Source organism: Sphingomonas sabuli, from assembly GCF_014352855.1.
Lineage (GTDB): Bacteria > Pseudomonadota > Alphaproteobacteria > Sphingomonadales > Sphingomonadaceae > Sphingomicrobium > Sphingomicrobium sabuli.
Map to the genome: position 1 here is coordinate 1,248,146 of NZ_CP060697.1, position 21,191 is coordinate 1,269,336.

The window sequence follows — 21,191 nt, forward strand, 5'->3', positions numbered from 1 at the left end:
TCCTGATCGCGGCTGGGATAGGAGAACAGTGTTTGACGATTGAACTTGCAGGAGACGAATTTGCTCTTTCGTTCGACACGAACGAGGGGATAAATCCGGATGACTTAGGCACTTTGTTAAAGCGTTTAGCGAAGTTCTCGCGCGATGAAGGGTTTGAGCTAACTTTATTCGACGTCCGCCATAGCAGTAAAAATTTTCTATTCAGATGGAAGAAAAAGCGGAATCGTCAAAAGCGACGTACTCACGACACCAATTTGCGCAGTGCTGCTGCCGATTGGGCTCAGATAGCCACCCTACCTCTACTAATTTATCAGGTTATGTCGGGTCCATCATCTGTGTCGGAACCTGCGTGCAATATCTCTATACACACACAATCCACAATTAACATAGTCCTACCTGATCAGACGCTAGCCGTGATGACGCCCGAGGAAGCAGCGGAGATCAAACAGGAAATACAGCGGAAGAAGCTGCGGCCGAAGCCGCAGCGCGACGAGTTTCAAACTGCCATTGCTAAGGGCCAGGGCTTTGAAGGTGTCGTGAAGCAGCTTGACGACGAGTTACTTTTTCAGCCCGAGGGTCATGCCTACTGGGTTCCCATCAAACCGCGAGGTCAGGTGTTTCAGGATCTCCAATCTCACCATCGGTACGTTGTCGGTGGCGAACTTTGCCGGCGACGTGGTGAACCGGAGGCTTTTGACATTCATTGGGCACGCGCGGTTTCTTAGCCCTCGAGGCCTTCACGGAGTAAATCCGTGACGTCGAACGGGTTCGGCTCCGCCGACCCGCCGGCCGGCAATTCGCATCTCTTCGACGCTGCCTCGCGATTGCTGCGCACTCGCTCACCTGCGCCTGTCCTGAGCCTGTCGAAGGGCTCGGTGCGAATTTGCTGTCCTACAGCCCCCTGTTTGCCATACGTGGTTCGACTCTTTTCAAACCAAAGAAGGAGTCACGCGCATGGGCGCACCATCCCGGGAACAGATTGACGAAACCATCGCCGCCGGCCTCGCGGCCGGCGATGACGAAGATACGATCTTCGCCGCCTTGACCGACCTTCACCGGCTTTCGGATGAAGAACTGGCCGCGATCGGCGTGGTCGCCGCGCCTGCCCCCGTCGCGCCCGCCGATGCGCTTGCTGAGGTGCCGCCCGCGCCCGAATTCGTGCCCGTTCCGGTCAAGCCGCGCCGCGACGGCTGGACCGTGGACCGGCAACGCGCGTTCATCGCCGCGCTGGCGGAAACCGGCTGCGTCAGCGAAGCCTGCGCCGACGTCGGCATCACCCCGCGCAGCGCCTATCGCCTGCGCCTCCACCCGCGCGCCGGCGCCTTTCGCGAGGCGTGGGAACAGGCGCAGACGCTGGCCACCGCCCGCCTCACCGCGCTCGCCTGGGACCGCGCCGTCCACGGCACGCGGGAGGAATATTGGAAGGACGGCGAACTGGCCGCCGAACGGCGGCGGCCCAACGACCGGCTGCTGATGTGGCTGCTCACCCACCATCATCCCACCTCCTACGGCTGGGCCGCGAAACCGCCCGCCGCAGCGCCGGACATGACCTTTTTCCGGGTCGAACACGCACAGGCGCAGCTGGCCCCGCTGGTCGCGAAACTGCGCGCGGTGCCCGACGGCGATTGCCCGGTCGACCCCCTGGCACCCGCCGACTTCGACGCTGCCGTGGGCGCTCCCCCGCGCGCGTAAGCGAGTGCGACTTTTGTGACTTTTGGATCGGCTAGAGCACGTAATCGTACAGGTAGGAGGCGATCAGCAGGATCAGGCAGACAAGGTTCGCCTTATACCCGCGCACTGCGACGGCCGCCGTCAGGAACATGGCGAAAGTCGCCGTCTTGGCGATCACCGCGGGCTTGCCGAACGCGGCCGCCAGTTCGGGTACCGAAAGCCAATAGGCCAGCTGCAGCAGGAACAGCACGCCGACCGTGGCGAAGACGATTCGCCGGACTCGGAAATAATGCTGGTCCAGGTCGCGTTCCGCGCGCGGGTCGGGCGGGAACACCAGATGGGCGGCAAGGTAATAGCTGCCGGCGAAGACCAGCCCGCCGAGCATGATGCGCGGGCCCGCCGTGACCAGGTCGCGGGCAATCCATGCCGCGCCCCAGAAGGATACCAGGTCGAGCATGACGAAGATGCCAAGCAGCGGGGTCAGCCAGCCGATGCGCACCGGCTCCGCCCCCGCCTTGTCCGGCCGCACCTTCGCCTCGATCGCCTTGGCCAGCCCGCCCAGCACTTCGACCAGGCTGAAGCCGAGCAGCAGACCGAACAGTGAAAAGACGAATTCGAATGCACTCATGCCGGCGTCCCCCGGGCCCACCATCCCGCCTTTCGCCGCCGCTCGCAATGGGCCTTTGCAACGCCAGGGGAGCGGATCGGCGCCAGGCTATTTCCACCCGCAAGGGGCCTGTCCTGCGTACCCGCGCGTTGGCCGCACATGATCTCCACCCGAATTGGCGACGGACCGCCACTCGTCCTCGTCCACGGTCTCGGCAGCACGCCGCGGGCGTGGGACCCGGTCCTGCCCGGCCTCGCCGCCCGGCATGAAGTGATCCGCGTCACCCTGCCCGGCCATGACGGCGTCCCGGCGGACCCCGACAGCGGCACCTTTGCCGGGCTGATGCGCAGCCTTGCCGCCTTCATCGCCGGCGAAGAGCTTGGCGACGTGCCGCTGGTCGGCAGCTCGCTCGGCGCCCGGATAGTGCTCGACATGGCGCGGCGCGGGCATCGCGGCGCCACCGTCGCGCTCGATCCCGGCGGCTTCTGGAAGGGCTGGGAACGGACCATGTTCAAGACCACGCTGACCGCGTCCGTCGGCCTGTTGCGCGGGCTAAGCGGCGCGCTCGGCCCGCTGGCCCGATCGGCGCCCGGCCGCACCCTGTTGCTGGCCCAGCTTTCGGCCCATCCGTGGCGGCTCGACGGCCGGCTGGTCGCCGCTGAACTGGCCGCCTTCGCCGCGACCCCGACGGCCCTTCCCCTGGTCCGCGATCTTGCCGCGGGGCCGATGCAGCAGGGACCGGCCGCGCCCGGCGCCGGGCCGGTGACGATCGGCTGGGGCCGCCACGACCGGCTGTGCATCGCCGCGCAGGCGGGTCGCGCCCGTGCCGCTTTCCCGGATGCCGCCTTCCACTGGTTCGACCACAGCGGCCATTTCCCGATGTGGGACGAACCGGACGAAGCGCTCCGCCTGATCCTTGCCGCGACCGATCCGGCTCGCGCCGCCTAGGCGGGGGTGCGCAGCACCTTGTCCATCGACCGGCCCTTGGACAGCTCGTCGACCAATTTGTCGAGGATCCGGATCTCGCGCATCAACGGGTCCTCGACCTCCTGCACCTTCACCCCGCACACGCTGCCCGTCACCAGGCTGCGGGCCGGGTTCATCGCCGGCGCCTGGTCGAAAAAGGTGCGAAAATCGGTGCCGTCGTCCAGCGCCGCGACCAGCTGGTCTTGGGAATAGCCGGTCAGCCAGCGGGTCACCGCGTCGACTTCGTCGCGGCCCCGCCCCTTCTTCGCCGCCTTGGCGATATAATGTTTGTAGACGCTGGCGACGCTGGTGGTGAAGACGCGGTGGGTCATCGGTCAAACCTGCCATCGGAGCAGCCCCGCTGCAATCGGGGGTACCGGCGGTGCGTCAGCACCACCCCATCTTGAACCCGGCATAGCGGCGGGCGAACCCGCCCTCTCGCATCGCCTCCGCGATCGATTGCGTGGCGCCGCCGGGCCGGTCGCGCTCGATAGAACGCAAGTCGCGGCCGTAGCGGTCCCGCATGTCGTCGATCCGGCCGATCATCACGAACGGCCCCTGGTTGAGCAGGCGCTGCAGCTCCGCCGCGGCGGCGGCGGCCTGCCGCCGTTCGGCGGGACACTGGCCTTCGATTTCCGGCGCATCGATGCCGATGATGCGGATCTTGCGCTGGCCCAGCTTGAACGTGTCGCCGTCGATCACGCAGGCATGGCCGCGCCCGATGCCGCAGCGGGTGAAGCGCGCGCTGACATGCTCCCGACCGCTTTGCAGGAAGAAGGGCGGGTCGACGAGGACGGGATCGAGCGCCAGCCCGGCGACAAGCAGGATCGCGGCGAGCGCCAGCGCTTGCAGGCGGCGCAATGTGCGGCCCCCGCCGCCGCCGCGCGCTTGCCAGCGCCGGAATGCCCGTCCCCTGCCCATGGCGTTGAAAGGTGCCGCACTTTGAGGTCCGCGTCACTAGGGTCCGTGGCCCGAAAGTGCGCACCGCAGCCGCTTCGCGCCGCCGATTAGGCGGGCACGCCGGCCCGTGCTACAAGGGGTTACCGCACGGAAATCCTTCCGTAAGCCCGTGCGGCCGAGAGATTCCACGCCGCAAAGTCGATGGTGCGCTCCCGCTTACCGCCAGGAGCCACGCATGGATCTCAACTACCTCTACCACCGTCACCAGGTGTCGCTGTTCAACGCCGACAATGCCGGCTGCGACCAGTCGCGCCACGCGCACCTTGCGCTCGTCGCCGCCTATGCCGCCGAAATCGACAGCCGCAAGCGCGGCACCACCGCCGGCCTGGGTGCGGCGCAATGACCGGCAACTCCACCGGCCGGGTCCTGCTGCTCAAGCTCGACCAGAGCGAAGTCGTGGCCAAGTGCGAGACCGCCAAGGTCGGCATTTCCGCCGTCGAAACCCTGGCCAGCGGCGGCACGCGCCTGGTCTGCATGAGCGTCGACGGCGCCGAACAAATGCGCCGCAAGCTCAAGTCCAAGCTCATTTCCGGCGAAGTGACCCGCGAGGCTTACCGCCCCGCCCATTCGCGCGCCTGACGCGGCTTTCCTTTCGCGGTCCGGCCACTAGGCTTCGGACCGCCGAGAAGGAGCCTGCCGTGACTAATCCCCGACTTGCCGTCCCCGCGCTGATCGCCGCCGCGATCGGCCTCGCCGCCGCGTCGCCCGCCGTCGCCGCGCCGCAGGATTTCCACGCCGGTCCCGCCATCCCCGCCTTCGGCAAGGTGGCCCGGGTCGACAGCGACATGGCGCTGCCCGCGGACGCGACGTGGAAGCACAGCTTCGACGTGGCCGCAGGCGACAAGGGCAAGTTCAATCGCGGCCTCGAAAGCGCGGCCCGGCTGGCGAACATGATGGCGGAAGCGGGCGTCGCGGGCGACCGGATGCGGATCGCCATCGTCGTCCACGGCCCGGCGGTCCTCGATGTCGCCAACGCCCGGCGGTATGCCGCCGCTTATCCGGGCGCCGCCAACCCCAATGCCGCACTGGTCGCGGCGCTGGTCGCCGCCGGGATGGACGTCTGGGTGTGTGGGCAGAGCGCGGTCGGACAGGATGTCGCCAAGGCCGACCTGCTGCCGGGCGTGAAGATGGCGGTTTCGGCGATGACCGCGCATGCGGAGCTGCAGCGGCAGGGCTATTCGATCAACCCGTTCTGATGCGTTAGTTCCAGTAAGCGCCGACGGCGAGGATGACGATGTTGATCGCCAGCGCGAAGGCAACGATGCCCGCGACCGCTAGCGGCACTTCCATCTCCTCCGACCGCCACCAGGCGTATCTCGCCTCGCGTTCGGCCTCGGCCGTCAGGATCGGGTCGCGGCGAATACGCGATCCCGGCGCAGCCGCGGGCGGCTTCAGCGGGACGCTCGTCTTTTTCGATTTGGACTTCTCGATCACGGGCCTGTCCTAACCGACGAAGGTTAGCGGCGGGTAAAACCGGCGTTCGGTCGGACCGTTCTAATTGGTCGATGTAGAGCCCGCCCCTGCGCCGAGCGTGACGCGAACCCGCCGTTGCGCCCGCTCTTTCGCCTGAACATACATTTCATATTCGTCCGGCATCACGCGCAGCGGTTCGCGCCAGTCTTCGGCAACGACCGCCTTCACCGCCACCTTGGCGACAAGCGCGGCGACGGCCAGCAGCGGAATCGCCCCGTCGCCGGGGCAGCCGTTGGGACCGACCTTACAGGGGTCGCCGTCCGGAAACTTGGTCGACACGCGCGGCGGGTTGGCGGCAGCTTCCTTCTTGCGAATGACCGCCAGTTCGACGGGATCGAGCCGGTAGTTGCGCCGGTTGACCTTGCCGCAAACGATCACTTCGTCGGGCGAGGAGGCAGTGCAACCGGAAATCGCGCCTTCGAGGTCGAGGACGATGGGTTCGTCCGCTGGCTCTGCCGCCGATGCCGCGGAACAGGCGCCTAACGCGAATGCAGCCAGCCAGAGTCGCGGTCCGTTCGACATGAGATTGATGTGGCGAGCTTCTGCCGGCGCCGCAATGACCATGCTGCGGCCGGGCCCGCGGCTTCGACGGATGACCGGCGGCCAGAGCATGGTGGAGAGGGCTGGATTCGAACCAGCGTACGCTTGCGCGGGCAGATTTACAGTCTGCTGCCTTTAACCACTCGGCCACCTCTCCAAAGGTGCAGGCACCGTCCGGGATGCCGGACAGGCGCGCGAAATGGCGGTCGAGGGCGCGTTAGTCAACGCCGCGCCACGCAATCGCGAGCAAAACACCGAAAAGACAGGCGTTATCGCTACGGAAACCAGCCTTTTTATTGCCGGATTTCCAATGCTTAGTTAATATATGATAACCGTCGTTGCTTGGTGGGTCGGTCCGAACTGGCGTAAGTTTGCGCTGACTCGGCCGGGAATCACCGGCAATGACAAACATTGAAAGGAAGGCTCGGGTGCCGAATCCCGCGCTATGGGGCGATAGTCCCGCGGATCAGGAGCCAGATGTCGCGCAGCGCGTGGCCAAGTTGACCGACGGTCAGCTCGATTGCCTGCGCCTGGTCGCGAATCACCTTTCTTCCAAGGAGATCGCGGTCGAGCTGGGAATTTCCCCGCATACGGTCGACCAGCGCATCCGCCAGTCGCTGGCGACGCTTGGCGTAGCCCGCCGGTCGCAGGCCGCGCGCATCGTCGCGCGCCACCGCGAACCATATCAAAGCTTGATACATCAACCGCCGTACATTGAGGGCGAGCCCGCCGCGGGCGACGAAGACGGCGCGGTCAGCAATCAGATTCGGCACGCTGGCCGCGCAGGGGAGACTTGGGGCGGTTCGGGCTTTCAAACCGAGCAAAAGCGCGGGTCGTCCTGGTCTTCCCTGCAATTGCCGTTCGCAACCAGGAGCCACCCCCGGAATGAGATGAGTGTCGGCCTCCGGTTGCTCTGGATCGTCGTGATCGCGATCGGGGCAGCGTTTTCGGCGGGCATGTACCTTGCCGGGCTCGAGAGCCTCGCACGGATGATGCAAAGCTAGACGGCACCTACTCACGTCAGACCGGCCCCAGAGAACTCCGAAAGCCCCGCTTTCCGGAGAAGGAGCAGTCATGCGCAAGCAAATGATCCAGAATGCCGCCTTCGACGTCGCCACCCAGGTGCGCGCGGTGGAAGAGACCGTCGACACCGCGATCGCTGAAATCGCCGAGCTGCAGGCCCGCATCATCCGCGCCAACGCCGTCGCCGGCGTCAGCTTCGGCACCGTGCACCCGACCCTGCAGTCGCTGGCCAGCGCCGTCACCGGACTGGTCGAAACGCGCGGCGCGATCGTCGATTGCCACCAGGCGCTGAGCGTCGCCAAGGGCAAGGTCCCGGGCTTGCGCACCGTCAGCTGGGGCGACCCCGACGACGATTGCCCGCCGAAGGGCGCGACCGCCGACCTGCGCATCGTCGCCTAGCGGTCAGGGACTTTTGACCGGGCCACATTATTGTGGTCCGGTTTCCCGTCCATGCCACGCTATCTCATCTTCTGGACGATCCTGCTGGTCTGCTGCGGCTATGCGCTGATCAAGGGGCACAAGTACGAGCGGATCGCCGCGGCCCTGTTCCTGAGCGCGACCGTGCTGTCGCTGGTCGCGCACATGTCGATCCGCGCCGGCTACACCGCGATGAACGTGGGCGAGGTCGTGGTCAATTCGGTCGTCCTGCTGGTGCTGGTCGGCATTGCCCTGGTGTCCGATCGCTTCTGGCCATTGTGGGCCGCGGGCTTCCAGCTGGTCGGCAGCATGGCGCACATCCTCAAGACCATCGACGTGACGCTGGCGCCGATGGGCTATGCGGTCGCCGCGCGCTTCTGGAGCTATCCGATCCTGTTCGTCCTGTTCATCGCCGTATGGCGGCAGCAGCGGCGCCAGCGGATGGAAGCGGCCGGCTACCCGCCCGGCGACATTGCGTCGCGCCCGCTGGCCTGACATTGGGGCGGCATGGGCCGCCGTAAAAAATCGCACCAAGGCCGCGGGACGGTTGCCCGCCCCCGTTTCTGGGGCCGCCACGCGGTCGCCGCGGCGCTCGACAATCCGCGGCGCACCATCGTCAAGGCGTGGGCGACCGGCGAAGCGGCGGAGTTCATGCAGTTCCCGGCCGACGTTGCCGTTACCCTGGCCGACGTCGCCGACCTTGGCCGGCTGGTTCCCAAGGATGCGCCGCACCAGGGCGTGGTGATCGAGGCCGAGCCGCTGGAAGACATCTGGCTCGACGAATTGCTGGCCGACGCGCCGGAACGGTCGACCCTGCTGGTGCTGGACCAGGTCACCGATCCGCATAATGTCGGCGCGATCCTGCGTTCGGCGGCGGCATTCGGCGCCGTCGGCATCGTTACCCAGGACCGTCATTCCCCTCCGGAGGGCGGCGCGCTGGCAAAGGCCGCGTCGGGCGCGCTGGAAACCGTCCGCTGGGCGCGGGTGGTCAATCTGGCCCGAGCGCTCGGCGAAATTGCCGAAGCGGGCTTCTGGCGGATCGGGCTGGCCGGCGACGCGGACCTCGACATCAAGGACGCGCTCGGCCCCGGCCGGGTGGCGCTGGTGCTGGGCGCCGAAGGTCCGGGGATGCGGTCCAACACGCGCGAGCATTGCGACGCCATCGCCCGGCTGCCGATCACCAGCGCGGTCGAAAGCCTCAACGTTTCCAACGCGGCCGCGGTCGCGCTCTACGCGGCCAGCGTCGCCTGATGGTGCGCAGCGCCAAGAGCATGCGCGAGGCGGTCGAGGTGCTGGCGAAGCGCGAAAAGGCATTCGGCGAATTGCTTGAGCGCCATGGCATTCCCGAGCCGCGCACCAGCGAACCCGGCGCACACACCCTGCTGCGCACGATCGTCGGGCAACAGGTCAGCGTTGCCGCGGCGCGGTCGATGTGGGGCAAGCTGGAGGCCGCCTACGGCTCTCCGCCCGACCTCGCCGCGATCCTGACGGCCAGCGACGAGGACCTGCGCGCCGCGGGCCTGTCGCGGCAAAAGGCGGGCTATGCGCGCAGTCTTGCCGGGCTGGTGCTCAATGGCGAGCTCGACCTTGCCGCTCTGCCCGCGGATGATGAGGAAGCCATCGCGCAACTGGTGCAGATCAAGGGCATCGGCCGCTGGTCGGCGGAGATTTACCTGCTGTTCGCTGAAGGCCGGCCCGATGTGTGGCCGGCGGGCGACCTGGCCGTGCAGATCGAGATCGGGCGGCTGCTCGGCCTCGACGGCCGGCCGTCCGAAAAGGAAGTGCGCGAACTTGGCGAACGCTGGCGACCGCATCGCGGCGCCGCGGCGATCCTCGCCTGGCACAGTTATAATTCGGCGGTGCTCTAGTCAGCTTTTGATGCGCAGGTCGTGGTCGCGCGCGGCAAGGCCGCCGACGGCGCGCGTATTCTCGTCGAGCCGGAAGGGCGACAGCCGGTCGCCGTGCGTGTCCTTGCCGACGATGAAGGCGCTGGACGTCTGGCCCTTGCCGTTGCTCCACGAATAGAGCGCGTTGAAGGCGACCAGCGGCACCAGCAGTTCGCGGCCGTCGACCTCGATCTTTTCAAGGTCGGACCGGCGCAGCGCTACGGCGTTCGACACCGACACCCGCTGCAACGGGTCGATCGTCGGGACCCGGCTGCCCTGGGCCACCGGCTCGATGTAAAATTTGCGCAGGTCGCTGAGGTGATCCGGGCTGGCATTGAACAGCCGCGCTTCGACCAGCACGTTGCGCGCCGGGACGCTGCCCGAATTGAACACCGACACGTCGAATTCGACCGCGACGACATCCTTCTCGATAATCGTCCGCCGCGGCGTGAACTCGAAATCCAGCCAGGGGCGGAGGCGGGTGGAAACGATCGTCCCGTCGGGTCCGACCTTGGCTTCCGGCGCGGGCGCGGGTTCGGCCGGCGCCGCGGCCGGTACGGGGACCGGGGCCGGGCGGACCGGGATCGGCGCGGGCGTGCGAACCGGCGCCTGATGCTCGGGCTCGACGTCGAAGCGGGTTTCGCCCGGTGCGCCGGCATAGCCCGGCCGCTGCCGCTGGCGGAAGAAAACGAAGGCGCCGACCCCGGCCAGGCCGAGCAAGGCGACGAACCACGGGAGCATCGGCGAGAGGCCGGTGGTGCTCTCGACGGTCTGTTCAGGCGCTGCGGCGATCCCACCGGCGGCGGTGGAGCCGGAAATGTCCGAAAAGGACGGCGCGGTGGTGCTCGGCTGCGGCTGCGGCTGAGCCGGGGCGTCTTGCGTAACGGCCGGCGCGGTGGCCGACGGCGCGGCCGGCACGGCCGGTGAGGGGGCTTCGGGGCGCGGAGCGGGTTGCGGACGCTGCGGCGCGGGTTCGGCGGTCGGCTGAGTGGGCGCGGGCCGCGGAGCGGGCTGACGGGCCGGCGGCGTCTGGTCCGGAGTCGGCGTCGGCCGGCGCGTGACCGTGCCGTTAAGCGAGAAATCGCCCGACGGCGGCAGGGTGATGACCTGATCGGAGCCGTTCTGCGCAGGCGCGGCCTGCATGGCGACCGCCGGCGAAACGGCGATCGACAGGCCGACAGATGCTGCGAATAATGCTCGCGCCTTCACTCTAACCCCGCGGGATGGTTGCATTGCGCCTCGCGCGCGGCCCGCTCATGGCGTGCTGCGGCGGGCGATACAACAGCCAAGATTAACGGGCGTCGACCAGCACCAGCTCGCTTTCGTCCTCGGCCTCGATGGTCACGCGTTCTTCGCCGGTGATGGCAATACCATCGCGGGGGTTGGCCGGTTCGCCGTTCACCCGCACCCGGCCGCTGGAGACCATGTACAAATGGCGCGCCGGGTCGGCGGGATAATCGATGCTCGATCCGGCCTTGACCGTAGCGCCGAGCACCCGGGCATCGCTGTTGATGGTCAGCGCGCCGTCGTCCGCATCGCCGCTGGCGAGCAGCTGGAAACTGCCTTCGCGGCTTTCCTTGGGGAACGGCATCGCGCCCCAGCTGGGCGGCGCGCCCGGCCGGTCGGTCAGCACCCAGATCTGGAATAGCGTCGTATCCTCGCCTTCCAGGTTGAATTCGGAATGGGTGACGCCGGTGCCCGCGCTCATCACCTGCACGTCGCCGGCCCCGGTACGGCCCTTGTTGCCAAGCGAATCCTGGTGGGTGATCGCGCCGGTGCGGACGTAGGTGATGATTTCCATGTCGCGGTGCGGGTGCGGCGGAAATCCGCTGCGGGCGGCGATCTTGTCGTCGTTCCACACGCGGATCGTGCCCCAGCCCATGCGCTGCGGGTCATGATAGTTGGCGAAGGAAAAATGGTGGCGCGCGTCGAGCCAGCCGTGGTTTGCGTGGCCGAGGCTATCGAAGGGGCGGATGTCTATCATGCGCCTAAAGTGGCGATACGCGCCATGCCTTCAAGTGTCATCGGTGTGACCGCAGCCGCTTCCACGCGACACGCGCAATCGCCGCGACCGAAACCGCCAGCAACAGGGGCCCGAGCAGCAGCAGGTCGACCCGGATGTCGCAATCCTCGCCGCAGGTCAGCTGCAGCTTGATGCTCAGTTCCCACAGGAAATAGAGCAGCCACAAAACGCCGGCCGCGAGCGCCACGCGTGACGGCCCGATCCGCCACAGCAACAGCATCACCACCGCCGGGACCAGCGCCAGCCAGGGATTGGCGATAAATAGGGTGAAGACGTCCAACATGCGTAGCCCTCCAGGTCCTCGGCCAGCGCGGCACCCTCCTGCCGACGCACCTTCGCCTTAGCCTTTTCCGGCCGCAATTGCTTCATTCTTAGGATGAGACCGGCGAAGTCACGTGGACAGGGCTGCGCTCTGGGAGCAGGCTCGCGCTTCCACGTGAAGGAGCCGCACGATGAAGACCCTACTCACCATCCTCGGCGCCATCGCCATCGCCATGGGCCTGCTGTGGATCGGCCAGGGGCTAGGCGTGATCGACTGGCCGCAGTCGAGCTTCATGATCGATCAGAGCGTGTGGGCGGTTTACGGTGCCTTGCTGACGGTCGCCGGAATTGTGCTCGTCATCTGGACGCGGCGACGGCCCTGAAAGACTGCACGGAGCGGAGTTCTATCTTTCGGCGGTCGCTCGCAACGCCCTAATGCCTGCACGCATTGACGGACGTTGCTAAGCAGCTTCAGCGGATTTCAAAGCAGGAAATCGGACTGAACGAGTGCGTGACTGCCGTCCAATCGGATCATGATGTCAGCGACCCCGTTCCCATCTGTGTCCCCGTAAACGTACGTGTTGCCGTTGATCACTTGATAGCGGAGCTCTCCAGCGATTTGGTGAAACGCACTGGTTCCAATGAACGTAAACGCGTCGTTCGTGCCGGCGCCATTCGCCGAGTTTGCGTCGATTGCGTTGAGACGAATTTGATCGCTTTCGGCATGACTAAAGTCGGTGATGCGATCGCAGGTCGCTGCAGAGCCCGCCAGATCGCCTGCGCGGAACACGAACATGTCCGCGTCGGCCCCGCCAGTCATGCGGTCCTGGCCGGTCCCGCCTTCAAGCCAGTCTTCACCATTGCCGCCGAGGAGTTGGTCCGCTCCATTGCCGCCGTAGAGCGCATCGTTGCCGCCGTTTCCCGTCAGTGTGTCATCCCCATCGCGGCCATAAAGCAGATTGGCCTCTCCGTTGCCGGCGAGGCGATTTGCAAGCGCGTTCCCGCTTCCATTGATGGCATCGCTGCCAAGGAGCTGGAGGTTTTCGGCGTAACTGCTCAACGTAAGCGTGATGGACGAGCGGATTGTATCGACGCCGCCGCTCGCGCTGGTTTCCAAGACTCGATCGCCGCTGTTGTCGACGTAATAGATGTCGTTGCCGTCGCCGCCTCGCATCGTGTCCGCGCCACCTAGTCCATTCAACGTGTTGGCAGCGCTATTGCCGGTAATGACATTGCCGAGTGCGTTGCCCGTCCCATTGATTGCTGCGGTACCCACGAGCCTCAAATTCTCGATGTCGAGGCGAGCGGCGTCAGTCAGCGTGTAGGTTATGCTCGAACGGACTTCGTCCTCACCACTACCTGCGGTCACCGTATCGGTGTTGTCGGTGACGAAATCCGTGATGTTATCGACATAGAAGGTGTCGTTCCCGGTTCCACCGTACATTGCGTCGCCGCCGCCAGAGCCGCCGTTTAGGACATCATCTCCGTCACGGCCGTTCAGCGTATCGGCAGCGCCGTTGGCGCCGATCAGTGCGTTGTTCAGGGTATTACCAATGAGCCATGCCCCGGAAATGGCAACGTTTCTTACGTTTTCTATGCTGTCCGGCGCGGTGTAGCTTGTGCCAGCCAGGCTCAGCTGAAGCAGGACTATGTCGCTTCCATTTCCCGCGGTGACGGTGTCGCCAGCGTTATCGACGACGAAAGTGTTGTTACCGGATCCACCGTCCATGAAGTCGGCGCCGGAACCTCCGTCGATGTAGTCGTCCCCCTGGTTTGCAGAAATCCAGTCGTCACCTCCGTATCCCAGCAAGCCATCATCGAAATCGCTGCCCGTGATATGGTCTGAACCCGCGAGGACGTAGGTTTGGAAAAGCGTACCAACATCGTCATCCAACACGAAGGAGGAGAAGGTGTTGGCGGCGACGTAGTCAAAGCTGAAATTCCAGAATTCGCTGAGAGAACCATCTCCAAGGTCTGCGTAATAGAACCACATGCTGACGCTACCCGCAGTCGGCATGTTGTTCGCAATGCCTCCAAGGTTGGCGCCACCGAAAACGTCGCGCCCGAAGACGCCCTCGTCGATAACGACCTGACCTGAGTTCGTATTGCCGGCGATCGTGCCGTTGGTGATGCTATCGTGGAAAGCCGTTCCACTATTCTCGAAAAAACGCATGTCGAAGCCTTGGTAAAATTCCAGGTTCGCAGTCATGTGGCTACCTTTCGACGAGACCGGGCATGGCCTTCACCGGTAGTCAGCCCTTCAGTTCAGATTTTTTGAATGATGATGTGCCGATCATCTGCTGATCATTCGCCGATCGTGAACGGGCGAAGGATTCTTCGGAGCGTGACGATGTTGATATTTCCGAATTGGAATGACCGCATTGGGTCGTAAGCGGACGGGCCGCCCTAGCGCCTAGCACGATGAATTCGCACCTACGGTTTCGCGTCCGCCAACTCTTCAGCCATCGCCGCGACTTCCAACCAGCGTTCTTCCGCTTGGTCCTTGTCGGCGCGCAGTGTCGCGAGGTGGGCGGTTAGCGAGGCAAACTTGTCCGGATCGCGCGCGTAGATGTCGGGGTCGTGCAGCGACTTCTCGGTTTCGGCGATTTCGCGCTCGATCCGTTCGACTTCGCCGGGCAGGCGGTCGAGGTCGCGCTGATCCTTGTAGGACAGCTTCGTCTTCGGCGCTGAATGGTTTTCGACGGGTGCCCGGACCTTTGGCTTGGGCGCTGCCTTCGTTTGCAGCGGCTGCCGACGCTTTTCCCAATCGTCGTATCCGCCGGCGACGACATCGACCTTGCCGGACCCGTCGAGACCGAGCGTGATGGTCACTGTCCGGTCGAGAAAGTCGCGGTCGTGGCTGACGAGCAGCACGGTGCCTTCGTAATCGGCGATCACTTCCTGCAGCAGGTCGAGCGTTTCCAGGTCGAGGTCGTTGGTCGGCTCGTCGAGCACCAGCAGGTTCGCCTCGCGCGCGAACTCGCGGGCAAGCAACAGCCGCGACCGTTCCCCACCCGACAGCGAGCCGACCGGCGCTTCCGAAATCGCCGGGTCGAAGAGGAATTCCTTCAGATAGCCCTTGATATGCTTGCGGTGCCCGCGGACATCGATCCAGTCACCGCCCTGGGTTAACACCTCGCGCACGCTCTTGGCCGGATCCATCAGCTTGCGCTGCTGGTCGATGATTATCCCGGCGAGCGTCTTGGCCCGGGTTACCTTGCCGCTGTCCGGCTCGATCTCTCCGGTCAGGAGCTTGAGCAAGGTGGTCTTGCCTGCCCCGTTGGGCCCGACCAGGCCGATGCGGTCGCCGCGCTGGATGCGCAGGGAAAAGTCGCGGATGACTGTGCGGTCGCCGAAGCTCTTGGCCACATGATCGGCCTCGATCACCGCCTTCGACTTCACGTCGTCCTTGGCCAGTGCCAGCTTGGCCGCGCCCGGGCCGCCCAGCATCGCCGCCCGCTGCGCGCGCATTTCGTGCAGCTTGGTAAGCCGCCCCTGGTTGCGCCGCCGCCGGGCCGTGACACCGCGTTCCAGCCAGCGCAGCTCCAGCGCCAGCTTGGCGTCGAGCTTCTCGGCCGCTCGCGCTTCCTCCTCATACACCGCCTCGGTCCAGGCATCGAAGCCGCCAAAGCCGATTTCGGCCCGGCGAAGGCTGCCGCGGTCGAGCCAGATGCAGCTCTTGGTCAGCCGCTTGAGGAAGGTGCGGTCGTGGCTGATGACGATGAACGCGCCCGTGAAGCGGCCGAGATATTGCTCCAGCCATTCGATCGCGCCGAGGTCGAGATGGTTGGTGGGCTCATCGAGCAAGAGGACGTCGGGCGCCTGCGCCAGCGCGCGGACGATCGCCGCGCGCCGCCGCTCCCCGCCGCTGGCGGTCGCCGCCGGACGGTCGAGGTCGATGCCGATCTGGTCCGCGATGGCCGCCGCTTCATAATGTTGCGGCGCGTCGTCGCCCGCCAGCACCCAGTCGAGCAGCGACCCGTCGCGGCCGATCGCCGGATCCTGTTCCAGCAGCACCACGCGGGTGCCCGGAACGATGGTGCGCTTGCCCTTGTCCGGGTCAATCAGCCCGGCGAGACACTTGAGCAGCGTCGTCTTGCCCGCCCCGTTGCGCCCGATCAGCGCCAGCCGGTCACGCGGCCCGACATAGACGTCGAGATCGGTGAACAGCCAGCCTTCGCCCTGCACCAGGCCCAGGTTTTCGTAGGAGAGGATGGGTGCTGCCATGATGGCGCTCCCCCTAGAGGAGGCAGGGCGCGGACTGAACCCCTGTTGCACGCGGGCGACAGTCCGGTGCATGAATGTTATCGGACGGCCCTATTCATAGGCCATTCAATGGTTTGTGATAGTAAGACGGCGACATAGAGAATCGCCATGCGCCTGTTTCGTACCCTCCTCCCGGCCGCGCTCGTCGCGGGCCTGATCGCCACCCCGGCGCTCGCGGACCCGCCGCGCGATGCCGAGCGCGCGTTCCGCGAGCGGGTCGAAGGCCGGTCGATGCCGCTGCCCAAGATCGAACGGCGGGTAATGCCGATGCTGCCGGGTGCCGACTATCTGGGACCTGAACTGAACGGCCGCACCTATCGGCTGAAGTTCATGAAGGACGGCCGGGTCATCTGGGTCGACGTCGATGCCGCAACCGGCCGGGTCAAGCGCCGCTCCGACTAAGCCGTGCGCTGCCGATTGACTTTCCGGCCGCATTCCCCAGCTTGAAAACCGTTCCGGAAAAGCAACCGTTCAGCTTCGCGCGTGTTGACTAGCGCGAACGGCCCAGGGGAAGACCATAATGCGCGTTTTGATCGTTGAAGACGAACCCAACCTCGGGCGCCAGCTGCGTTCGACGCTGGAAGGCGCCGGCTACGCGGTCGATCTCGCCACCGACGGCGAGGACGGCCACTATCTCGGCTCGACCGAACAATATGATGCGGTCGTGCTCGACCTTGGCCTGCCGGAAGTGGACGGGCTGACCGTGCTCGACCGGTGGCGCAAGGAAGCGCGCAAGATGCCAGTCCTGATCCTGACCGCCCGCGACAGCTGGTCGGACAAGGTCGCCGGGCTCGACGCGGGCGCCGACGACTATCTTGCCAAGCCGTTCCAGACCGAAGAGCTGATCGCCCGGCTGCGCGCTCTTATCCGCCGCGCTTCGGGCAACGCCAGTTCGGAACTTATCGCCGGCGACATCCGGCTCGACACCCGGTCGGGCAAGGTCACCAAGGCGGGCGAGCCGGTCAAGCTGACCGCGCAGGAATATAAGCTGCTCAGCTACCTGATGCACCACAAGGGCAAGGTGGTCAGCCGCACCGAATTGATCGAGCACATTTACGACCAGGACTTCGACCGCGATTCGAACACCATCGAAGTGTTCGTCACCCGTATCCGCAAGAAGCTTGGCCCCGACGTCATCACCACCATCCGCGGCCTTGGCTACAGCCTTGAAGAGCCGGAGGAACAGCGCAGTTGAACGAAGCGGCCGCACCGGCCGAAACGCATCCCGTGGACGGGCTGTCGAAGCGGCCGCACATCGGGTCGCTGACCCGGCGCATGATCGTCGTCGCGGCGCTGTGGATCAGCGTCCTGTTGCTGACCGGCGGCTTCGCGCTCGACCGCATCCTCAGCACGTCGATCGTGCGCAATTTCGACGACCAGCTGACCTACGTCATCAAGGGCATGATCGCGGCGTCGGAAATCGGACCGGACGGCGAAGTGCGGTTCAACCGCCCGCCCGCCGACCAGCGCTTCATCGAACCCTATTCCGGCGTCTATTTCCAAGTGTCCGGAGAAGGCGCCGACACCTTCCCGTCGCGGTCGCTGTGGGATCGGCGGCTGCAGGTCACCGACGGGCATTTCGACCTCGAAACGCACATTTACGACAGTAACGAGTTTGGCGACGAACCGCTGCGCGTGGCCGAGCGCGACGTCATCCTGCCCGGATCGGACGTGCGCTGGCGATTCCAGGTCGCCCAGTCGCGCGAGATGATCGACGACCAGATCCGCGAGCTTCGGTCGACTCTGTTCTGGAGCTTCCTCGCGCTTGGCGTGGGCCTGTTGATCCTCGCCGCGTTGCAGACCTTTTACGGCCTGTGGCCGTTGCGCCGGGTGCAGCGCGAAGTCGCCGACATCCGGTCCGGCACCAAGCAGCGCATTTCCGACAGCTTCCCCAGCGAGATCGAACCGCTGACCGAAGAAATCAATCAGCTGCTGGCGCATAGCGAGGCGCAGGCGGAAGAAGCGCGCCGCCATGCCGGCAACCTTGCCCACGCGCTGAAGACCCCGCTGACGGTCGTTACCAATGCCGCGACCGCCGACGCGCCGGACCTGTGCAAGACGGTCATTCGCGAGGCGGCGGTAATGCGGCGCCAGGTCGACCACCATCTAGCCCGGGCCCGCGCCATCGGCCGCCGCACGTCCGCCCAGGCGCGCGCCCGCGTATGGGACAGCGTCGAGGCGGTGCAACGCGCGGTCGACCGACTGTACGAGCATGCGACCGTCGACATCGCCGGCGACAAGCGTGCGCAGGTCCGGGTCGAGCGGCAGGACCTCGACGAAATGCTGGGCAACCTAGTCGAGAATGGCGCGAAATACGGCAATGGCCGCGTGTTCGTGACGGTTGAGCGCGATGGGGAAATGATCGACATCCTGGTCGAGGACGACGGGCCGGGCATTTCCGAGGCCGATCGCGACAGCCTGTTCGCACGCGGAGCGCGCCTCGACACCGGCAAGCCCGGCACCGGCCTTGGCCTCGCCATCGTCCGCGACGTCGCGGAGATTTACGGCGGGCGCGTACGGCTGGAAGAAAGCGAAGACCTGGGCGGCCTGCTTGCCCGGCTGACGCTTCCGGCGGGCTAGGAAATGATGCGGCGGACGGCTAGGGCGGCGGCGCCATGAGTGCCACTGTCCATACGCTCGGCATCAAGCCGGAGCCGTCGCTGGCGCCGTTGATGCAGCTGGTCGCCGACGACATGAACGGCGTCAACGCGGTGATCCTCGACCGCATGCAAAGCAAGGTCGCGCTGATCCCCGAGCTGGCCGGTCACCTGATCGCGGGCGGCGGCAAGCGGATGCGGCCGATGCTGACCCTCGCGTCGGCCAAGCTGCTATCGTATCCCGGCACCCGTCATCACCGGCTGGCTGCCGCGGTCGAATTCATCCACACCGCGACCCTGCTCCACGACGACGTGGTAGACGGTTCGGGCATGCGCCGGGGCAAGCGCACCGCCAACCTTATCTGGGGCAATCCGGCGAGCGTGCTGGTCGGCGATTTCCTGTTCACCCGCGCGTTCGAACTGATGGTCGAGGACGGCAGCCTCAAGGTGCTCAAGATCCTCAGCTCCGCGTCGAGCATCATTGCCGAGGGCGAGGTCGAGCAGCTGACGGCCCAGCGCCAGATCGACACTGACGAGGACCAGTATCTGGGCATTATCGAGGCCAAGACCGCGGCCTTGTTCGCCGCCGCGTGCCGGGTCGCGCCGGTCGTCGCGGAAGCGGGCGAAGAGGTCGAATTGCTGCTGGAAAGCTATGGCCGCAACCTGGGCGTGGCCTTTCAGCTGACCGACGACGTGATCGACTATGCGTCCGACGAGGCGACCATGGGCAAGGGCGTCGGCGACGACTTCCGCGAAGGCAAGATGACCCTGCCGCTGATCCTCGCTTATGCACGCGGCAGCGAGGAGGACCGCACGTTCTGGCGCGCCGCGGTCAGCGGCGAGCGGGCCGGTGACGACGACCTCGCCCACGCGATCGCGCTGATGCGGTCGACCGACGCGCTGGCCGACACGGTCGAAACCGCGCGCCATTACGGCCGGCGGGCGGTGGATTCGCTGGCGTCCTTCCCGCCGGGCCGCGCCAAATCGGCGATGGTCGAGGCAGTCGAATTCGCCATTCGCCGCGCATACTAGACGCTTGATTCCGCGCGCGTGCTGCGCCACCTCCGGCGCATGAACGTCGCGCGCATTTCCGAACTCGACCGCAAGGCGACCCAGTCGGGCCGCGCCAATGCCGGCCTGTGGATCCTCGAATTCGAACGGTCGGAGCCGCAGCTTCCCGATCCGCTGACCGGATGGAACGGGTCGGGCGACACCAACGCCCAGGTGCGCATCACCTTTCGCACGTGCGACGAGGCCATCGCCTACGCCAAGAAGCGTGGCATCGACTATCACCTTGTCCCCGCGACTCCGGCCAAGCTGCAAATCCAGGCCTATTCCGACAATTTCCGTTGAGTCCTGACGCTTAGCGCTGCAGATTGGCGGCGCCGAGCTAGGGGGACGCCTGCAATCGCGATTGATGCTGGTGGCCGGGACGCGTCCCGAAGCCATCAAGCTGTCCCCCGTCGCCAGGTCCTTGCGGCTGCGCGGGCTTGACCCGCAGGTCGTGCTGACCGGCCAGCACCCCCACCTAGACCTCGCGGACTACGGCTTTGGGCATGGTCCGCACGTCGAACTCGAATGCCCGGGCCAGGCGGATCCGATCGCTCATGTCGGCGCGGTCGCCGCGGCGCTTCGTCCGCTTCTAGAACAGGCGCAGCCCGAACTGGTCATCGTGCAAGGCGATACGTCCAGCGCGTTCGGCGCGGCGCGTGCCGCCGGCGCTGCCAGGATTGCGGTTGCGCATGTCGAGGCGGGCCTGCGCAGCCACGACCGTCGCCAGCCGTGGCCCGAAGAAGACTTCCGGATCGCCATCGACAGCGGCAGCGCCATCCTGTTCGCGCCGACTGAACTGAGCGCGGCGAACCTGCGCCGCGAGCGCATCGGTGGGCAAATTCACGTAACGGGCAACACCGGCATCGACGCCGTACTTCGCGCGAGCAACGGCATAGAGCGAAGGGCGCCCGCGGAGCCGACCTTGCTGGTAACCTGTCACCGGCGCGAGAATTGGGGCACCGGGGTCGCGCATGTTGCCGACGCGCTGCGGCTGGTTGCCGAACAACGCATCGCTCGCGTTGAGCTGATCTTGCACCCCAACCCGGACCTGGCAACGCGTGTGCGCGCCGCCTTGGCAGGCTGCGCCGGGATCAGCTTTCACCCGCCGTGCGGCCACGCCGACGCCATCCGCGCCATGCTGAGCGCATCGCTCGTCCTTAGCGATTCTGGCGGAATGCAGGAGGAAGCCGCGGTGCTTGGCGTGCCGTTGCTGATCCTCCGCGGCCGGACCGAGCGGCCGGAAGCAATCGCGACCGGCAATGTTGAACTGATCGGTACCGATAGCGGACAGATCGTCGCCGCGGTGCGCCGTTCGCTTGCCGCCGGGCCGCCGCGACCGGCCATGCCGTTTGGCGACGGCCGCGCCGGAGACCGCATCGCCGCGATTGTCGACCATTGGCTGGCAAACCGCGCCGCGCCGCATGCCGCGGCCGTTGCGGCTGAATAGG

Annotated in this window: 28 protein-coding genes and 1 tRNA gene; 18 read left to right on the forward strand and 11 right to left on the reverse strand. The window is 66.0% G+C overall.

Annotated features, from left to right (window positions below; translation table 11 throughout):
- Positions 1 to 32 precede the first annotated feature (32 nt).
- Together H8M03_RS06220 and H8M03_RS06225 are read left to right on the forward strand one after the other, a co-directional pair.
- On the forward strand, positions 33 to 725 hold the full coding sequence (locus H8M03_RS06220) for a hypothetical protein (RefSeq protein WP_187480854.1): 693 nt from the start codon (positions 33 to 35) through the stop codon (positions 723 to 725).
- 229 nt (positions 726 to 954) lie between these two features.
- On the forward strand, positions 955 to 1,692 hold the full coding sequence (locus H8M03_RS06225; protein WP_187480855.1) for a hypothetical protein: 738 nt from the start codon (positions 955 to 957) through the stop codon (positions 1,690 to 1,692).
- 31 nt (positions 1,693 to 1,723) lie between these two features.
- Here the strand turns inward: H8M03_RS06225 and H8M03_RS06230 are convergent, their stop codons facing one another.
- Positions 1,724 to 2,299, reverse strand: coding sequence for a hypothetical protein (locus H8M03_RS06230; RefSeq protein WP_187480856.1), 576 nt, complete (start codon positions 2,297 to 2,299; stop codon positions 1,724 to 1,726).
- Positions 2,300 to 2,437: 138 nt separating this feature from the next.
- Between H8M03_RS06230 and H8M03_RS06235 the strand changes: the two genes are divergently transcribed.
- The gene (locus H8M03_RS06235; RefSeq protein ID WP_187480857.1) at positions 2,438 to 3,226 is read left to right on the forward strand and encodes an alpha/beta fold hydrolase; all 789 of its coding nucleotides are present in this window, start codon (positions 2,438 to 2,440) and stop codon (positions 3,224 to 3,226) included.
- Here the strand turns inward: H8M03_RS06235 and H8M03_RS06240 are convergent.
- The gene (locus H8M03_RS06240) at positions 3,223 to 3,576 is read right to left on the reverse strand and encodes a DUF2200 domain-containing protein (protein ID WP_187480858.1); all 354 of its coding nucleotides are present in this window, start codon (positions 3,574 to 3,576) and stop codon (positions 3,223 to 3,225) included. The genes H8M03_RS06235 and H8M03_RS06240 overlap by 4 nt on opposite strands.
- Before the next feature lie 55 nt (positions 3,577 to 3,631).
- Positions 3,632 to 4,105, reverse strand: coding sequence for a thermonuclease family protein (locus H8M03_RS06245; RefSeq protein WP_187480859.1), 474 nt, complete (start codon positions 4,103 to 4,105; stop codon positions 3,632 to 3,634).
- Between the two features lie 274 nt (positions 4,106 to 4,379).
- On the opposite strand from H8M03_RS06245, the gene H8M03_RS06250 reads away from it, so the two are divergent.
- The 3 genes from H8M03_RS06250 to H8M03_RS06260 are packed head-to-tail and all read left to right on the forward strand — an operon-like array spanning position 4,380 to position 5,400.
- Positions 4,380 to 4,547 carry a hypothetical protein gene (locus tag H8M03_RS06250; protein ID WP_187480860.1) on the forward strand — a complete coding sequence of 56 codons (168 nt, stop codon included), beginning with the start codon at positions 4,380 to 4,382 and terminating at the stop codon, positions 4,545 to 4,547.
- Complete coding sequence (locus H8M03_RS06255) at positions 4,544 to 4,783, forward strand: hypothetical protein (protein WP_187480861.1); 240 nt, start codon at positions 4,544 to 4,546, stop codon at positions 4,781 to 4,783. Before H8M03_RS06250 ends, H8M03_RS06255 begins: the two co-directional genes overlap by 4 nt.
- Positions 4,784 to 4,842: 59 nt before the next feature.
- Complete coding sequence (locus H8M03_RS06260) at positions 4,843 to 5,400, forward strand: DsrE family protein (protein WP_187480862.1); 558 nt, start codon at positions 4,843 to 4,845, stop codon at positions 5,398 to 5,400.
- A gap of 4 nt (positions 5,401 to 5,404) precedes the next feature.
- Here H8M03_RS06260 and H8M03_RS06265 read toward each other — a convergent pair whose 3' ends face one another.
- From H8M03_RS06265 to H8M03_RS06275, 3 genes are all read right to left on the reverse strand, one after another.
- Positions 5,405 to 5,638, reverse strand: a complete 234-nt coding sequence (locus tag H8M03_RS06265; RefSeq protein WP_187480863.1) for a hypothetical protein — start codon at positions 5,636 to 5,638, stop codon at positions 5,405 to 5,407.
- A gap of 60 nt (positions 5,639 to 5,698) precedes the next feature.
- Positions 5,699 to 6,199, reverse strand: a complete 501-nt coding sequence (locus H8M03_RS06270; protein ID WP_187480864.1) for a hypothetical protein — start codon at positions 6,197 to 6,199, stop codon at positions 5,699 to 5,701.
- Positions 6,200 to 6,288: 89 nt separating this feature from the next.
- Positions 6,289 to 6,374: transfer RNA gene (locus H8M03_RS06275), tRNA-Tyr, on the reverse strand.
- 244 nt (positions 6,375 to 6,618) lie between these two features.
- On the opposite strand from H8M03_RS06275, the gene H8M03_RS06280 reads away from it, so the two are divergent.
- The 5 genes from H8M03_RS06280 to H8M03_RS06300 all read left to right on the forward strand — a co-directional run bounded on the left by H8M03_RS06280 (position 6,619) and on the right by H8M03_RS06300 (position 9,525).
- Positions 6,619 to 7,221: a response regulator transcription factor gene (locus H8M03_RS06280; RefSeq protein WP_187480865.1), complete on the forward strand. Its 603-nt coding sequence runs from the start codon at positions 6,619 to 6,621 to the stop codon at positions 7,219 to 7,221.
- A gap of 70 nt (positions 7,222 to 7,291) precedes the next feature.
- Positions 7,292 to 7,639, forward strand: coding sequence for a hypothetical protein (locus tag H8M03_RS06285; RefSeq protein WP_187480866.1), 348 nt, complete (start codon positions 7,292 to 7,294; stop codon positions 7,637 to 7,639).
- A gap of 51 nt (positions 7,640 to 7,690) precedes the next feature.
- On the forward strand, positions 7,691 to 8,152 hold the full coding sequence (locus tag H8M03_RS06290; RefSeq protein WP_187480867.1) for a hypothetical protein: 462 nt from the start codon (positions 7,691 to 7,693) through the stop codon (positions 8,150 to 8,152).
- A gap of 12 nt (positions 8,153 to 8,164) precedes the next feature.
- The gene (gene rlmB, locus H8M03_RS06295; RefSeq protein ID WP_187480868.1) at positions 8,165 to 8,908 is read left to right on the forward strand and encodes a 23S rRNA (guanosine(2251)-2'-O)-methyltransferase RlmB; all 744 of its coding nucleotides are present in this window, start codon (positions 8,165 to 8,167) and stop codon (positions 8,906 to 8,908) included.
- A complete protein-coding gene (locus tag H8M03_RS06300; protein WP_187478644.1) occupies positions 8,908 to 9,525 on the forward strand; it encodes a DNA-3-methyladenine glycosylase family protein in 618 nt (205 codons plus the stop codon). Before rlmB ends, H8M03_RS06300 begins: the two co-directional genes overlap by 1 nt.
- Here the strand turns inward: H8M03_RS06300 and H8M03_RS06305 are convergent, their stop codons facing one another.
- From H8M03_RS06305 to H8M03_RS06315, 3 genes are all read right to left on the reverse strand, one after another.
- Positions 9,526 to 10,752: a hypothetical protein gene (locus H8M03_RS06305; RefSeq protein WP_187478645.1), complete on the reverse strand. Its 1,227-nt coding sequence runs from the start codon at positions 10,750 to 10,752 to the stop codon at positions 9,526 to 9,528.
- An 82-nt stretch (positions 10,753 to 10,834) separates the two neighbouring features.
- The gene (locus H8M03_RS06310; protein ID WP_187478646.1) at positions 10,835 to 11,527 is read right to left on the reverse strand and encodes a pirin family protein; all 693 of its coding nucleotides are present in this window, start codon (positions 11,525 to 11,527) and stop codon (positions 10,835 to 10,837) included.
- 37 nt (positions 11,528 to 11,564) lie between these two features.
- The gene (locus tag H8M03_RS06315) at positions 11,565 to 11,849 is read right to left on the reverse strand and encodes a hypothetical protein (RefSeq protein WP_187478647.1); all 285 of its coding nucleotides are present in this window, start codon (positions 11,847 to 11,849) and stop codon (positions 11,565 to 11,567) included.
- A 169-nt stretch (positions 11,850 to 12,018) separates the two neighbouring features.
- Here H8M03_RS06315 and H8M03_RS06320 point away from each other — a divergent pair, with 169 nt between their 5' ends.
- Positions 12,019 to 12,210 carry a hypothetical protein gene (locus tag H8M03_RS06320; RefSeq protein WP_187478648.1) on the forward strand — a complete coding sequence of 64 codons (192 nt, stop codon included), beginning with the start codon at positions 12,019 to 12,021 and terminating at the stop codon, positions 12,208 to 12,210.
- Positions 12,211 to 12,308: 98 nt separating this feature from the next.
- On the opposite strand, the gene H8M03_RS06325 is transcribed toward H8M03_RS06320, so the two are convergent.
- A complete protein-coding gene (locus H8M03_RS06325; protein ID WP_187478649.1) occupies positions 12,309 to 14,036 on the reverse strand; it encodes a calcium-binding protein in 1,728 nt (575 codons plus the stop codon).
- Between the two features lie 224 nt (positions 14,037 to 14,260).
- Positions 14,261 to 16,054: an ABC-F family ATP-binding cassette domain-containing protein gene (locus H8M03_RS06330; protein ID WP_187478650.1), complete on the reverse strand. Its 1,794-nt coding sequence runs from the start codon at positions 16,052 to 16,054 to the stop codon at positions 14,261 to 14,263.
- Positions 16,055 to 16,201: 147 nt separating this feature from the next.
- On the opposite strand from H8M03_RS06330, the gene H8M03_RS06335 reads away from it, so the two are divergent.
- The 6 genes from H8M03_RS06335 (at position 16,202) to wecB (ending at position 21,190) form a co-directional block, all read left to right on the forward strand.
- The gene (locus tag H8M03_RS06335) at positions 16,202 to 16,495 is read left to right on the forward strand and encodes a PepSY domain-containing protein (RefSeq protein WP_187478651.1); all 294 of its coding nucleotides are present in this window, start codon (positions 16,202 to 16,204) and stop codon (positions 16,493 to 16,495) included.
- A 118-nt stretch (positions 16,496 to 16,613) separates the two neighbouring features.
- Positions 16,614 to 17,288 (forward strand): response regulator transcription factor, encoded by a 675-nt coding sequence (locus H8M03_RS06340; protein ID WP_187478652.1) that lies wholly within the window; start codon positions 16,614 to 16,616, stop codon positions 17,286 to 17,288.
- Positions 17,289 to 17,368: 80 nt separating this feature from the next.
- Positions 17,369 to 18,673 carry a sensor histidine kinase gene (locus H8M03_RS06345; RefSeq protein ID WP_187480971.1) on the forward strand — a complete coding sequence of 435 codons (1,305 nt, stop codon included), beginning with the start codon at positions 17,369 to 17,371 and terminating at the stop codon, positions 18,671 to 18,673.
- Between the two features lie 35 nt (positions 18,674 to 18,708).
- The gene (locus tag H8M03_RS06350; protein ID WP_187478653.1) at positions 18,709 to 19,722 is read left to right on the forward strand and encodes a polyprenyl synthetase family protein; all 1,014 of its coding nucleotides are present in this window, start codon (positions 18,709 to 18,711) and stop codon (positions 19,720 to 19,722) included.
- A gap of 39 nt (positions 19,723 to 19,761) precedes the next feature.
- Positions 19,762 to 20,043 carry an ETC complex I subunit gene (locus tag H8M03_RS06355; protein WP_187478654.1) on the forward strand — a complete coding sequence of 94 codons (282 nt, stop codon included), beginning with the start codon at positions 19,762 to 19,764 and terminating at the stop codon, positions 20,041 to 20,043.
- 64 nt (positions 20,044 to 20,107) lie between these two features.
- Entirely contained in the window at positions 20,108 to 21,190 is a 1,083-nt protein-coding gene (gene wecB, locus H8M03_RS06360) for a non-hydrolyzing UDP-N-acetylglucosamine 2-epimerase (RefSeq protein ID WP_246449202.1), read from the forward strand.
- Position 21,191: the final 1 nt, after the last annotated feature.

Bases quoted from the DNA above. Each gene is read 5' to 3' on its own strand.
- H8M03_RS06225 (WP_187480855.1), top strand. From the start codon at position 955: ATGGGCGCACCATCCCGGGAACAGATTGACGAAACCATCGCCGCCGGC.
- H8M03_RS06230 (WP_187480856.1), bottom strand. From the start codon at position 2,299: ATGAGTGCATTCGAATTCGTCTTTTCACTGTTCGGTCTGCTGCTCGGC.
- H8M03_RS06235 (WP_187480857.1), top strand. From the start codon at position 2,438: ATGATCTCCACCCGAATTGGCGACGGACCGCCACTCGTCCTCGTCCAC.
- H8M03_RS06240 (WP_187480858.1), bottom strand. From the start codon at position 3,576: ATGACCCACCGCGTCTTCACCACCAGCGTCGCCAGCGTCTACAAACAT.
- H8M03_RS06250 (WP_187480860.1), top strand. From the start codon at position 4,380: ATGGATCTCAACTACCTCTACCACCGTCACCAGGTGTCGCTGTTCAAC.
- H8M03_RS06255 (WP_187480861.1), top strand. From the start codon at position 4,544: ATGACCGGCAACTCCACCGGCCGGGTCCTGCTGCTCAAGCTCGACCAG.
- H8M03_RS06270 (WP_187480864.1), bottom strand. From the start codon at position 6,199: ATGTCGAACGGACCGCGACTCTGGCTGGCTGCATTCGCGTTAGGCGCC.
- H8M03_RS06280 (WP_187480865.1), top strand. From the start codon at position 6,619: ATGACAAACATTGAAAGGAAGGCTCGGGTGCCGAATCCCGCGCTATGG.
- H8M03_RS06285 (WP_187480866.1), top strand. From the start codon at position 7,292: ATGCGCAAGCAAATGATCCAGAATGCCGCCTTCGACGTCGCCACCCAG.
- H8M03_RS06290 (WP_187480867.1), top strand. From the start codon at position 7,691: ATGCCACGCTATCTCATCTTCTGGACGATCCTGCTGGTCTGCTGCGGC.
- rlmB (WP_187480868.1), top strand. From the start codon at position 8,165: ATGGGCCGCCGTAAAAAATCGCACCAAGGCCGCGGGACGGTTGCCCGC.
- H8M03_RS06300 (WP_187478644.1), top strand. From the start codon at position 8,908: ATGGTGCGCAGCGCCAAGAGCATGCGCGAGGCGGTCGAGGTGCTGGCG.
- H8M03_RS06310 (WP_187478646.1), bottom strand. From the start codon at position 11,527: ATGATAGACATCCGCCCCTTCGATAGCCTCGGCCACGCAAACCACGGC.
- H8M03_RS06315 (WP_187478647.1), bottom strand. From the start codon at position 11,849: ATGTTGGACGTCTTCACCCTATTTATCGCCAATCCCTGGCTGGCGCTG.
- H8M03_RS06320 (WP_187478648.1), top strand. From the start codon at position 12,019: ATGAAGACCCTACTCACCATCCTCGGCGCCATCGCCATCGCCATGGGC.
- H8M03_RS06325 (WP_187478649.1), bottom strand. From the start codon at position 14,036: ATGACTGCGAACCTGGAATTTTACCAAGGCTTCGACATGCGTTTTTTC.
- H8M03_RS06330 (WP_187478650.1), bottom strand. From the start codon at position 16,054: ATGGCAGCACCCATCCTCTCCTACGAAAACCTGGGCCTGGTGCAGGGC.
- H8M03_RS06335 (WP_187478651.1), top strand. From the start codon at position 16,202: ATGCGCCTGTTTCGTACCCTCCTCCCGGCCGCGCTCGTCGCGGGCCTG.
- H8M03_RS06340 (WP_187478652.1), top strand. From the start codon at position 16,614: ATGCGCGTTTTGATCGTTGAAGACGAACCCAACCTCGGGCGCCAGCTG.
- H8M03_RS06345 (WP_187480971.1), top strand. From the start codon at position 17,369: ATGATCGTCGTCGCGGCGCTGTGGATCAGCGTCCTGTTGCTGACCGGC.
- H8M03_RS06350 (WP_187478653.1), top strand. From the start codon at position 18,709: ATGAGTGCCACTGTCCATACGCTCGGCATCAAGCCGGAGCCGTCGCTG.
- H8M03_RS06355 (WP_187478654.1), top strand. From the start codon at position 19,762: ATGAACGTCGCGCGCATTTCCGAACTCGACCGCAAGGCGACCCAGTCG.
- wecB (WP_246449202.1), top strand. From the start codon at position 20,108: ATGCTGGTGGCCGGGACGCGTCCCGAAGCCATCAAGCTGTCCCCCGTC.